Here is an 11993-nt window from a genome sequence, read left to right on the forward strand (position 1 = left end):
GAGGCCGCACTTCTGTGCGGCGGTCCGTTATCGACGCGCTCTTCGTAGCAGGCCTGTCGTGGCCGGGTGACCGCCACCAGAGTTCTTTCTGCAATACGAGGAGTGCACATGTCCGAGGTGAAGCTCGCCACCGAGATCCGTTCCGAGTTCGGCAAGGGCGCTGCCCGTCGCGTCCGCCGCAACAACCGGGTCCCCGGTGTTCTGTACGGTCACGGTGCCGACCCGGTCCACATCACGCTTCCGGGTCACGAGCTGCTGCTCGCCCTGCGTACCTCTAACGTCCTGATCTCCCTGGACATCGAGGGCAAGACCGAGCTGGCGATCCCGAAGGCCGTGCAGCGCGACGCCATCAAGGGCTACATCGAGCACGTCGACCTGCTGATCGTGAAGCGCGGCGAGAAGGTCAACGTCGAGATCCCGGTCCACACCGAGGGCGAGCTGGCCCCGGGTGCGTACCTGGTCGAGCACGTGCTGAACGCGCTGCCGGTCGAGGCCGAGGCCACGCACATCCCGGAGTCCGTGACGGTTTCCATCGCGGGCCTGGCGGCCGGCGACTCGATCCTGGCGAAGAATGTCCCGCTGCCGTCCGGCACGACGCTGGCCGTCGAGGACGACACCGTGGTCCTGCAGGTTCTGGCCGCGCAGGCGGAGGAGCCGGCGGCCGAGGGTGAGGGCGCCGAGGGCGAGGAGCCCGCGGAGGCCTGAGCCGTAAGCTCTGCCTGAGCTTGGCTTGACGGGGTGGCGGGCTGCGGCCCGCCACCCCGTTTCCCTGTCTGTACGCACCCGCACGCGAGGAGACGCAGTCCAGATGTCCGACGACGCGAACGCCCCATGGCTCGTCGTGGGTCTCGGCAACCCCGGGCCCGAGTACGCCGCGAACCGGCACAACGTCGGGTTCATGGTCGCCGACCTGCTCGCGGAGCGCATCGGCGGGAAGTTCAAGCGTGCGCAGAAGGCGCAGGCGCAGGTCGTCGAGGGCCGGATCGGGTCTCCCGGTCCGTCGAACCGGCGCGTGATCCTCGCCAAGCCCATGTCGTACATGAATCTGTCCGGCGGTCCGGTGACGTCGCTGCGGGACTTCTACAAGGTGCCGACGGCGAACATCGTCGCCATCCACGACGAGCTGGACATCGACTACGGCATGCTGCGGCTCAAGCTCGGCGGCGGCGACAACGGCCACAACGGCCTGAAGTCCATGACCAAGGCGATGGGCCCCGACTACCACCGGCTGCGCTTCGGGATCGGCCGCCCGCCGGGCCGGATGCAGGTCGCGGACTTCGTCCTGAAGGACTTCTCGTCGGCCGAGCGCAAGGAGCTGGACTACATGGTGGACCGCTCGGCGGACGCGGTGGAGTGTCTGGTGACGGAGGGCCTGGAGCGGGCCCAAAGTGCGTATAACTCCTGATAAGGCCAGGCCATAGGTTGACCGAGCGCGGTCGTATGGCCAAGGATCGCGCACCATGCAGCTGAACCGGACCCGGATGCTCCTCAACGGCCAGCGGGCCGCGATGGCGCTTGTCGCCCTCGTACTGCTCGCGGCCGGATTCTGGTCGTCGTGGGAGACGGCGCAGCACGTACTGCTCTCCAAGGGCCGGGAACACGGCACGATCGCGGTCACCGGCTGCGGCACGGACACCTGCACGGGCCCCTTCGACCCCGAGGGCACACCCGCGCCGCGCACCGGAATGAAGATCGAGAAGTCGGTCGCGGTGAAGAAGGGCGCGACGCTCGCGGTGGTCGTGAAGCCGGGCACGAAGGAGGTCGTCCGAACGGGCCCGGCGGGCGCGCTGCACGCCTGGCTGCCCATGGGCGGCGCACTGATCCTCGCCTCGCTGGTCATCGGCGGCGGGCTGCGGCTGACGCGTACGGCGTGGGCGATCGGAGCGGCGGGCGGGGCACTGCTGCTCGGAGCGTTCTTCGCGCTCTGAGCAGAGCTGCCGGCACCTCCGGCCAGTACTTCCGAGGCTCAATCGCCTTACCGGAAGGGCGTATTCACCTGATCGTTATACGGGACTATTGGGGCAATCATCGACTCTTGGTGCGGATGCGACATCAAGTGTCTTGACCGGCGCTCTAGTTCACAGGACGCTGAGCCGCCCCCCATGGCCACCGTCCTCACTCTCACGTTGGATTGCCCATGCGCACGCTCACTTCCACCGGCGTACTGATGACTGCGGCGGCGCTCTCGCTGCTGGCCGCACCCGCCGCGTATGCCACCCCGCCCGGCGACAACGGCACCGTGAAGATTCACGACGCCAAGACCGGCGAGGAACTCCGCAAGAACGAGCCGCACGTCTGCTCCTTCTACCTCGACGCCTTCGGGTTCGACGGCGAGCAGAAGGTCGACTGGAAGATCGTCGAGATGCCGCCCACCGGCACCAAGGGCGAGCTGGCGGACAGTGGTTCGCTGACGCTGGACGGCGAGGGTCACGGCCGTACGGACGACAAGACCCTGCCCGACGGGCACTACAAGCTCATCTGGAACTTCGACGGCGAGCACGGCGAGGCCAAGCACAAGGTCTTCTGGACCGACTGCGAGGACGACGACAAGCCGAGCGAGAAGCCTTCGGACAAGCCGTCCGACAAGCCCTCGGACAAGCCGACGGACGAGCCCAGCCCCTCGACGTCCGACTCCACGGCGCCGACGTCCGCGCCGTCCCCGTCGCCGAACGGCGACGGTGACCTCGCGGAGACCGGCAACGGCGCGCCCGTCGGCGTGCTGGCGGCCGTCGCGGCCGCGCTGGTCGCCGGTGGCGGCTACCTGGTGGCCCGCCGCCGCACGGCACGCCAGCACTGAGGCGTGTAAAGACACAAAGAGAAGCGGCCCCCTCCCCGGACGGGAAGGGGGCCGCTTCTCGTATGTCCTGGCGGAGTGCCGTCAGCCCGTGTTCCGCAGGCCCGCCGCGACGCCGTTCACCGTCAGCAGCAGCGCCCGCGACAGCAGCGGGTCCGCGTCCTCGCCGCGTTCCGCCGCCTGTCGCTGCCGCGCGAGCAGCGAGACCTGCAGATAGGAGATCGGGTCCAGGTACGCGTCCCGGATCGCGAACGTCTGCTGGAGCACCGGGTTCGAGTCGAGCAGCCGCTCGCCGCCGGTGACCTTCAGGACCTCGCTGACCGTCAGCGCGTGCTCGGCCTCGATCACCGCGTAGACATGCTTGAGGTCCTCGGGCACGAGCGTGTCGACATAGTGACGGGCGATCCGCAGATCCGTCTTCGCCAGCGTCATCTCGACGTTGGCGACGAAGTTGCGGAAGAAGTGCCACTGCTCGTGCATCTCGTCCAGGACCGTGTCCAGGCCCGATTCACGCAGCGCCTTCAGGCCCGAGCCGACGCCGAACCAGCCCGGCACGATCTGCCGTGACTGCGTCCAGCCGAACACCCACGGGATCGCCCGCAGTCCGTCGAGGCCGGCCCCGCTGTCCGGCCGGCGGGACGGCCGCGAGCCGAGGTGCAGGTCCGCCAGCTGGTCGACCGGCGTGGAGGCGAAGAAGTACGCGGGCAGGTCCGGGTCCTCGACCAGCCGGCGGTAGGCCGCGTGGGCCGCGTCGGAGACCGTGTCCATGGCCGCGTCCCAGCGGGCCAGCGCCTCGTCGGACTGGCGGGGCGCGGTGTGCAGGGCGGACGCCTGGAGCGTGGCGGCGACCGTGAGCTCCAGGTTCTCCCTGGCCAGGGAGGGGATCAGATACTTGTCGGAGATGACCTCGCCCTGCTCGGTCACCTTGATCTCGCCTTCGAGCGTGCCCCACGGCTGCGCGAGGATCGCGTCGTGCGAGGGGCCGCCGCCGCGGCCGACGGTGCCGCCACGGCCGTGGAAGAGCCGCAGCCGTACGCCATGGCGATGGGCGACGTCACGGAGCCTGCGCTGGGCCCGGTGGATCTCCCACTGCGAGGTGGTGATGCCGCCAAACTTCGACGAGTCCGAGTAGCCGAGCATGACCTCCTGGACGTCGCCGCGGAGCGAGACGAGCCGGCGGTACGAGGGGTCGGCGAGCATCCCCTCGAGGATCACGTCCGCGGCCTTCAGCTCGTCCGTGGTCTCCAGCAGCGGCACGATGCCGATCTTCGCCCAGCCGCCGTGCAGATCGATCAGACCGGCCTCGCGCGCCAGCACAGCCGCCGCGAAGACGTCGTCCGCGCCCTGGCACATGGAGATGATGTACGACTCGATGACCTCGGGCCCGAAGCGCTCGAAGGCTTCCTTGACGGTGTGGAACACACCGAGGGTCTTCTCCCCGGCGGCGTCGAGCGGCGCGGGCGTCGGGGCGAGCGGCCTGCGCGACCTGAGTTCCTTGGCGAGCAGCTTCTGCCGGTAGTCGCGCGGCATGTCCGCGTACCGCCAGGACTCCTCGCCGAGCCGGTCGAAGAGCTGCCCGAGCGCATGGTGGTGCGCGTCGGCGTGCTCGCGTACGTCCATCGTCGCCAGCTGGAGGCCGAAGGCGGCGAGCGTGCGGATCGTACGGTCCAGGCGGCCGTCGGCGAAGAGCCCGCCGCGGTGTGCGCGCAGCGAGGTCTGGATCAAGGTGAGGTCGTGCACCAGCTGCGCGGTGCCGAGGTAGTCGCGGCCGGGGTCGTGCGGAGTGCCCTTGGCGAGGCGCTCGCGGGTGTTGGCGAGCTTCTGCCGGATGCAGGTGGCCTTGAGGCGGTACGGCTCTTCGGCGTTGAGCCGCTTGTAGCGGGGGCTGATCTCGGGCAGCCGCTCCAGGTCGGTCTGGAGCGAGGTGAGCAGCTCTTCGGTCGCGCCGGTGTAGCGGATGGAGTTGGAGAGCAGTCCGCGCAGGCCGTCGATGGCCTCGAGCGCGTCGGTGATGCCGTGCTCGTGCTGGAGGATCAGGACTTCCCAGGTCACGGCGGGGGTGACATTCGGGTTGCCGTCGCGGTCGCCGCCGATCCAGGTGCCGAAGGTCAACGGGCGGGTGCCGGCGGGCAGTTCGACTCCGACGCGCTCCAGTTCGGCGGCCAGGTCCTCCAGGACGTCGCCGACGGCGCCGGCGTGGAGTTCGTCGAGGTAGTAGATCGCGTTGCGGGCCTCGTCGGCGGGCTCGGGCCGGACGACCCGCAGTTCGTCGGTCTGCCAGATGAGGTCGATGCTCTCGGCGAGCCGCAGATCGTGCCGGCGCCGGTCGGCGGGGCTGACCGGCGACTCCAGCAGTGCGGCGATGCGGCGCAGCTTGTTCAGTACGGAACGGCGCGCGGCCTCGGTCGGGTGCGCGGTGAACACGGGCCGTACGTTCAGGTTCTTGACGGTCTCGCGCAGATGCTCGGGGTCGGCGTCCTTGAGCCGGTCCGCCGTGCGGGCAAGCAGCCCGCCCTCGGCGGCCCGCCGCTCGCGCATCTCGTGGCCGCGGTGCACCTGCTCGGTGACGTTCGCCAGATGGAAGTAGGTGGAGAACGCGCGTACCAACTTGGCGGCGGTCTCCAGGTCGGTGTCGCCGAGCAGCTCGGCTGCGGCCTCACCGTCGCTGCGCGTCAGGCGGCGGACCCGCTCGACGAGGTCCAGAAGCTCGGGGCCTTCCTGGCGGACGAGCGTCTCGCCCAGCAGGTCGCCCAGTCGGCGGATGTCGGCCCGCAATTCGGCGCTGGCGGTGGAGGTCTGGTCGGCACTGCTCACAGGTGCGGCTCCTTGCAGTGTTTGAGCACGTCTGGAGGGGTACTGGAGGCTTGCGGACCGCGCTGTCCGACGACACCCAGGATAGGTGTCCATTTCCCTGACGTTATCCACAGGTCTCTTGCCGCGAGGCCAGGCACTGCCATACTTACGATGCCGTAGGTTACGCATGCGTAACGCGGTCACCGGTATCTCTCACCCCACAGGGGACCCCCAATGACGACAAGCCCCGATCTGCTCGACGACGCCCCCGAGACGCCCTCGGCCGAGCTCCCCTATGCCACTCTCAGCGGGGACAGCAAGCGGTCGGTCGAGCAGATCGCCCTGCTGCTGTTCATCACGGTGCCCTTCGTCGCCCTGCTCGCGGCCGTGCCGCTGGCCTGGGGCTGGGGGGTGAGCTGGCTCGATCTGGGCCTGCTCGTGGCGATGTACTACATCGGCTGCCACGGCATCACGATCGGCTTCCACCGCCACTTCACGCACGGCTCCTTCAAGGCGAAGCGCCCGCTGAAGATCGCGCTCGCCGTCGCGGGCTCGCTCGCGGTCGAGGGCCCGCTGGTGCGCTGGGTGGCCGACCACCGCAAGCACCACAAGTTCTCCGACGCCGAGGGCGACCCGCACTCGCCGTGGCGCTTCGGCGAGAGTGTGCCCGCGCTGATGAAGGGCCTGTGGTGGGCGCACATCGGCTGGATGTTCGACGAGGAGCGCACGCCGCAGCACAAGTACGCACCGGATCTGATCAAGGACCCGGCGCTGCGCCGGATCTCCCGCGACTTCATCTACTGGACGATGCTCTCGCTCGCCATTCCGCCGCTGGTCGGCGGCCTGGTCACGATGTCGTGGTGGGGCGCGTTCACCGCCTTCTTCTGGGGCTCGCTGGTCCGTGTGGCGCTGCTGCACCATGTCACCTGGTCGATCAACTCGATCTGCCACGCGGTGGGCAAGCGGCCGTTCAAGTCGCGTGACCGCTCGGGCAACGTGTGGTGGCTCGCGGTGCTCTCCTGCGGCGAGTCCTGGCACAACCTCCACCACGCCGACCCGACGAGCGCCCGGCACGGCGTGCTGCGCGGCCAGGTCGACTCCAGCGCCCGGATCATCCGCTGGTTCGAGATGCTCGGCTGGGCCCATGACGTGCGCTGGCCCGACTCCGAGCGGATCGAAGCCCGGCGCAAGAGCGAGGCCGCCGAAGCGGCATGATTGATGACGTGGCGATCGACGGCAGTACCAGCAGCGACAAGCCCAGGCGCGGGCGCAGAGTCCGGATGACCGGGGCGGAACGCCGCCAGCAACTGCTCGACATCGGTCGCACGCTCTTCGCGGAGAAGGGTTTCGAAGGGACGTCGGTCGAGGAGATCGCGGCCAAGGCCGGGGTCTCCAAGCCGGTGGTGTACGAGCACTTCGGCGGCAAGGAGGGGCTCTACGCCGTCGTGGTGGACCGCGAGATGCGCCAGCTGCTCGACATGGTGACCAGCGCGCTGACCGCCGGACATCCGCGTGAGCTGCTGGAGCAGGCGGCTTTCGCGCTGCTCGACTACATCGAGACCTACCGCGACGGTTTCCGCATTCTCGTCCGGGACTCCCCCGTGGCCCAGTCGACGGGTACGTTCGCCTCGCTGATCAGCGACATCGCCACGCAGGTCGAGGACATCCTCGGCATGGAGTTCAAGAACCGCGGCTTCGACCCGAAGCTGGCGCCGCTGTACGCGCAGGCGCTGGTCGGCATGGTCGCGCTGACGGGCCAGTGGTGGCTGGACGCCCGCCGCCCGAAGAAGGCCGAGGTCGCCGCGCATCTGGTGAATCTGGCGTGGCACGGCCTGGACGGTCTCGAGCAGAAGCCGCGGCTGATAGGGCACCGGAAAAACTGACCGCTGCACTCTGCATTTAGTCTCTTCCGGCTCCGAATCGACGGCTGTAGAGTTCTGCCTATTCCGGGGATCGGTTCGCACTCAGATCGACTCAGATCGAGCAACTGCGAACGTCTTCAACCCGGTTCCACCATTTTCCCCAGGGGGGGACCTTTGTCTTCAGTGGAACCCGGCCGCTTCAGCGCGCCCTTCAGACGTGCGCGCAGAATTGCGGCCTGCACGGCGCTGGCCGTCTCGGCCGGCATGCTGCTCGCCGTCCCGGCCGCGGCGGACGACACCCCGCCGGCGCCGGTCGAGCAGACCAAGCCGGTCTTTCAGCACCCGACTCTGACGCTGCCCAAGTCCGCGCCGAAGGCCACCGGGACCGGCGACAGCCGGGTCACGGTGGAGGCGCAGGACGACGTACCGGTCGCGAAGCCGCGCGCGGACATCGACGGCGACGGCTACAGCGAGCTCATCTACCGCGGGATCGACAACCAGATCTGGGTGACGCCGTCCAACGGCGATCCGGACTACGTGTACAACTTCGCGTCCAGCGAGGCGGAGAACGAGCGCTACAAGGACGTCTTCACGGTCGCAGGGCTCGAGGCCACCGGCCCCGTCCACTTCACCCTGCTGTCGAGCGGCCGCCTCGCCGCGCACCGCAACGGCTCCGGCGGCCTGAACATCTGGTTCGGCACCGGCTGGCAGATCTACAACAAGGTGTTCTCGCCCGGCGATCTGACCGGTGACGGCAGCGGCGACATCCTGGCGCGTACGCCGACGGGCGATCTGTACCTCTACCCGACGACGCCCGGTGCAGCCGCGCCCATGGGTCCGCGGATCAAGATCGGCTCCGGCTGGCAGGGCTACGACCAGCTCATCGGCGTGAACGACGTCAACGGCGACGCCATCGCCGACCTGTTCGCCCGCAACCCTGCGGGTGAGCTGTACTTCTACTCCGGCAACCCCGACGTCAGCAGCCCGTTCAAGGGCCGCGTCAAGGTCGGCAACGGCTGGAACGGCTACAACCAGATCTTCGGCATCGACGATCTGAACGGCGACGGGTACGCGGAGGTCCTCGCGCGTACGCCGGCCGGCGTGCTCTACAGCTACATCTCCACCGGAACGGGCGCGTTCGAGGCCCGTCAGCAGGGCGGCTCGGGCTGGAACGCGGCGTCCCAGTTCGTCGGGGCGGGCAACAACCCGCACTTCGGGAAGAACGAGCTCGTCGGCATCGACACCAAGGGCACGCTCTGGGCGTACTACGCCATGAACAACGGCCTGCTGAGCGCGCGCAATCAGGCCAGCGACATCGGCGGGTTCCAGGGAGCGAAGATCACCTTCAGCTCCGCGCTGGACGCCGACGGCTTCGGCGAGCTGCTCGAGCTCTACAACGGCTCGCTGTACAACCTGAGCCACTACACCCAGTCGGCCTGGCACATCGGCAGCGGCTGGGGCATCTACACCCACCTCGTCGGCGTCGGCGACCTGAGCGGCGACGGCAAGGGCGACCTGCTGGCGCGCGACAGTTCCGGTGTGCTGTGGCTGTACCGCGGCGACGGCTCCGGCACGACGTTCTCGCCCCGCATCAGGCTCGGCTCCGGCTGGAACGCGTTCAACAAGCTGCTCGGCGCCGGTGATGTCAACGGCGACGGCCGCGCGGATCTGATCGCCCGCGGCACCGACGGCAAGCTCTACCTGTACGCCGGTACGGGCTCGGCCACCGCGCCCTTCAAGGCGCGCACGCTGATCGGCTCCGGCTGGAACACCTACAACAAGCTGGCGGCCCCCGGCGATCTGACCGGCGACGGTCTCGCGGACATCGTCGGCGTCAACGCCGCCGGCGAGCTGTACCGCTACGACGCCAACGGTTTCGGCGCCTTCAAGGCGAAGGCCAAGGTCGGCAACGGCTGGAACACGTACGCCACCCTGCACTGAGCAACGGCCTACGGACAGCGCCCCGTCACCGGTCACCCGGCGGCGGGGCGCTGCCGTTGCTCACGGCGCCAGCCCTTCAATCCGCCGGTTCCAGGAACTCCAGCCGGTTGCCCACCGGGTCCTGCGAGTAGAAGCGCCGATGGCCGGGAAGTTCGCCGTCCCATGTCACCTTCGCGCCGCGGGCCGCGAGGGCCGGGGGCTTGGGGATCTCCGTCATGCCCAGGACGTCCGTGTAATAGGCGCGCAGCGCGTCCTCCGATCCGGGAGGCGCGGCAAGCTGGACGTGGTGGACGGCTAAGAGCATCAGAACGCCTTTCGGGCGACGGCAAATATTCGGCGGAAGGGAAACACCGTGCCGTGCGGGCCCGGTGGATATGCCTTGCGGAGCAGATCGCGGTACTGGGCCAAAAATTCGTGCGCGACGTCCGGATCGTCGGCGAGTTCGGTGAGGACCGGGCGCAGTGCCGTGCCCTTCACCCAGTCCAGTACCGGGTCTTCGCCGGTGAGGAGTTGGAGATATGTGGTCTCCCATGCGTCCGTCTCGCAGCCGAGGTCCGCGAGCCGGATGAGATAGTCCGCCGGTTCCAGGATGTGGATGAACCGGCGTCCTTGGTCGCCGAGGCGGGTGCGCCACTGCGGGGTGTCGCAGAGTTCGCCGAGGAGCGCGTGGCTGGGCGAGGTGAAATTGCCGGGGACCTGGAAAGCCAGGGTGCCGCCGGGGTTGAGGCCGTCGACCCAGTGCGGGAACGACTCGGGATGGTTGGGCACCCACTGCAGCGCGGCGTTGGAGACGATCAGGTCGTACGGTTCGTCGGGTGTCCAGTGCGCGGCGTCGCCCGGCCTGAAGTCCAGCCAGCCGCCGCCCGATGTGGTCCCGGCGTAGTCCTTCTCGGCGAGCGTGAGCATCTCGGGCGAGAGATCGAAACCGGTGATATGTGCGTCGGGCCATCGGTCGGCGAGCAGTTTGGTGACATTGCCGGGACCACAGCCGATGTCCGCGATCCGGGCGGGCCTGCCGCCTCGCCCGGGCAGTTCCGGAATGCGCGCGAGAAGATCGAGAAACGGGCGGGTGCGATGCCCGGCGTGGCGCAGATACTGGTGTGGATCCCAGGTTGGCGCGGAATGCATGTTCGAGCCCCCTTTGCTGGAACGGTGTGCCGAAACGGAACGAGGTTCCGGCCCGACCATGCCCAATCGTCCGGCAGAATATATCTCGACGTCAAGAGACTTCATGTCGAGGGATCATCTAGACTGATCGACATGGAGGACGAGGTCGATCGACTGGTCGCAGCATGGCGCCGGGAGCGCCCTGACCTCGACGTGGAACCGCTCGAGGTGCTCAGCCGCGTCTCTCGGCTCGCCCGGCATCTCGACCGGGCACGCCGGATCGCGTTCTCCGAGCACAATCTTGAGCCGTGGGAATTCGACGTACTGACGTCGCTGCGGCGCGCCGGCGCCCCGTATCAGCTCTCACCGGGCCAGTTGCTCACCCAGACCCTGGTCACGTCCGGCACGATGACCAACCGCATCGACAGGCTCGCCAAGAAGGACCTGGTCGAGCGGCTGCCCGACCCCAGCGACCGGCGCGGCGTGCTGGTGCGGCTGACCCCGGAGGGCCGAGACCGCGCGGACCAGGCGCTGGCCGGACTGCTCGCTCAGGAGCGCGCGATCCTCGCCGAGCTGTCGCGGGCCCAGCGGGGGGAACTGGCGGCGCTGCTACGCCAGTTGACCGCCCCGTTCGACAACATCCCCGGCTAGGTCGACCGGGCCGACGCCGGCCCGGCGGGCGAGAGCGACCGCGGCGAGCGTGGAGTGCACTCCAAGTTTTCCCAGCACATTCTGCATATGCGTACGGACGGTGTGCGGTGAAAGGAACAGGCGCTCGGCCACGGCTTTGCGCCCCAGGCCCGCGACCATGCAGCGCAGTACCTCCCGCTCGCGCGGCGTGAGCGACTCCACGAGCCGCTCGCTTTCGGTGCGGTGCTTGCGGGCCGCGGTCAACTCGCGCAGGACGCCGGTGAGCAGCGCCGGCGGCAGATGGGTCTCGTCCCTGAGCACTCCGCGGATCACCGCGAGCAGCCGCTGCAACGAGCAGTCCTTGGCGACCCAGCCGGACGCGCCGGCCTGGAGGGCGAGGGCCGCGCGGCGCGGGTCGTCCTTCTCGGCGAGCACGACCGTACGGACCGACGGCTGGCCGGTGCGGACGCCGACGACCAGCGAAATACCGTCGACGAGGCCGTCCTCGCCGTCGTCCGGGACCGCTCTGGCGACCATCGCGCGGGCGCCGTTCGCCACGCCGTTCGCGCCGGGCACCACGCATGTGCCGAGGTCGGCGTCGACGAGCATGACATCGAATCTGCGCCCCTCGGCCGCCGCCCGCTCCAGGCAGCGCAGCGCTGCGGGGCCGCTGCCGGCCGCGGCGACATCGACATCGGGCTCGGCCGCGAGGGCGGCAGCGAGTGACTCGGCGAAGATTCGGTGGTCGTCCACCACCAGGACCCGGATACGAACCACAGACACCCCCACAGTGTCGGAGGACGGGCCGTCGCGGGTACGGCGCCCGGAGAGAAGGGAGTTCAGCGGTCGCTACGGCCGCCGCCGTG

General features: G+C 69.1%; 12 protein-coding genes. 8 read left to right on the forward strand and 4 right to left on the reverse strand.

The window, feature by feature from the left end:
* The first annotated feature begins 108 nt into the window (after positions 1-108).
* The 4 genes from ACH4YL_RS20910 (at position 109) to ACH4YL_RS20925 (ending at position 2797) form a co-directional block, all read left to right on the forward strand.
* Positions 109-705 carry a 50S ribosomal protein L25/general stress protein Ctc gene (locus tag ACH4YL_RS20910; protein ID WP_398508880.1) on the forward strand — a complete coding sequence of 199 codons (597 nt, stop codon included), beginning with the start codon at positions 109-111 and terminating at the stop codon, positions 703-705.
* Positions 706-808: 103 nt separating this feature from the next.
* Positions 809-1405 (forward strand): aminoacyl-tRNA hydrolase, encoded by a 597-nt coding sequence (pth, locus tag ACH4YL_RS20915; RefSeq protein ID WP_398508881.1) that lies wholly within the window; start codon positions 809-811, stop codon positions 1403-1405.
* A gap of 55 nt (positions 1406-1460) precedes the next feature.
* The gene (locus tag ACH4YL_RS20920) at positions 1461-1928 is read left to right on the forward strand and encodes a hypothetical protein (protein WP_398508882.1); all 468 of its coding nucleotides are present in this window, start codon (positions 1461-1463) and stop codon (positions 1926-1928) included.
* 209 nt (positions 1929-2137) lie between these two features.
* Positions 2138-2797: an LPXTG cell wall anchor domain-containing protein gene (locus ACH4YL_RS20925; RefSeq protein ID WP_398508883.1), complete on the forward strand. Its 660-nt coding sequence runs from the start codon at positions 2138-2140 to the stop codon at positions 2795-2797.
* A gap of 81 nt (positions 2798-2878) precedes the next feature.
* Here the strand turns inward: ACH4YL_RS20925 and ppc are convergent, their stop codons facing one another.
* Positions 2879-5608 (reverse strand): phosphoenolpyruvate carboxylase, encoded by a 2730-nt coding sequence (ppc, locus tag ACH4YL_RS20930; protein WP_398508884.1) that lies wholly within the window; start codon positions 5606-5608, stop codon positions 2879-2881.
* 213 nt (positions 5609-5821) lie between these two features.
* Here ppc and ACH4YL_RS20935 point away from each other — a divergent pair, with 213 nt between their 5' ends.
* The 3 genes from ACH4YL_RS20935 (at position 5822) to ACH4YL_RS20945 (ending at position 9390) form a co-directional block, all read left to right on the forward strand.
* Positions 5822-6802 carry an acyl-CoA desaturase gene (locus tag ACH4YL_RS20935; protein WP_398508885.1) on the forward strand — a complete coding sequence of 327 codons (981 nt, stop codon included), beginning with the start codon at positions 5822-5824 and terminating at the stop codon, positions 6800-6802.
* The gene (locus ACH4YL_RS20940) at positions 6799-7470 is read left to right on the forward strand and encodes a TetR family transcriptional regulator (RefSeq protein WP_398508886.1); all 672 of its coding nucleotides are present in this window, start codon (positions 6799-6801) and stop codon (positions 7468-7470) included. The genes ACH4YL_RS20935 and ACH4YL_RS20940 overlap by 4 nt, the downstream gene beginning before the upstream one ends.
* 162 nt (positions 7471-7632) lie before the next feature.
* Positions 7633-9390 (forward strand): FG-GAP repeat domain-containing protein, encoded by a 1758-nt coding sequence (locus ACH4YL_RS20945; RefSeq protein ID WP_398509093.1) that lies wholly within the window; start codon positions 7633-7635, stop codon positions 9388-9390.
* Between the two features lie 76 nt (positions 9391-9466).
* Here the strand turns inward: ACH4YL_RS20945 and ACH4YL_RS20950 are convergent, their stop codons facing one another.
* Positions 9467-9694 (reverse strand): hypothetical protein, encoded by a 228-nt coding sequence (locus ACH4YL_RS20950; protein WP_398508887.1) that lies wholly within the window; start codon positions 9692-9694, stop codon positions 9467-9469.
* Entirely contained in the window at positions 9694-10518 is an 825-nt protein-coding gene (locus ACH4YL_RS20955) for a trans-aconitate 2-methyltransferase (RefSeq protein WP_398508888.1), read from the reverse strand. The genes ACH4YL_RS20950 and ACH4YL_RS20955 overlap by 1 nt, the downstream gene beginning before the upstream one ends.
* Before the next feature lie 132 nt (positions 10519-10650).
* Here ACH4YL_RS20955 and tamR point away from each other — a divergent pair, with 132 nt between their 5' ends.
* Positions 10651-11148, forward strand: a complete 498-nt coding sequence (tamR, locus tag ACH4YL_RS20960) for a MarR family transcriptional regulator TamR (protein ID WP_398508889.1) — start codon at positions 10651-10653, stop codon at positions 11146-11148.
* On the opposite strand, the gene ACH4YL_RS20965 is transcribed toward tamR, so the two are convergent.
* Positions 11107-11904: a LuxR C-terminal-related transcriptional regulator gene (locus ACH4YL_RS20965; RefSeq protein WP_398509094.1), complete on the reverse strand. Its 798-nt coding sequence runs from the start codon at positions 11902-11904 to the stop codon at positions 11107-11109. The genes tamR and ACH4YL_RS20965 overlap by 42 nt on opposite strands.
* Between the last annotated feature and the right edge of the window lie 89 nt (positions 11905-11993).

It is taken from the genome of Streptomyces sp. NPDC020681 (assembly GCF_044334895.1).
In the GTDB taxonomy this organism is placed as follows: Bacteria; Actinomycetota; Actinomycetes; order Streptomycetales; family Streptomycetaceae; genus Streptomyces.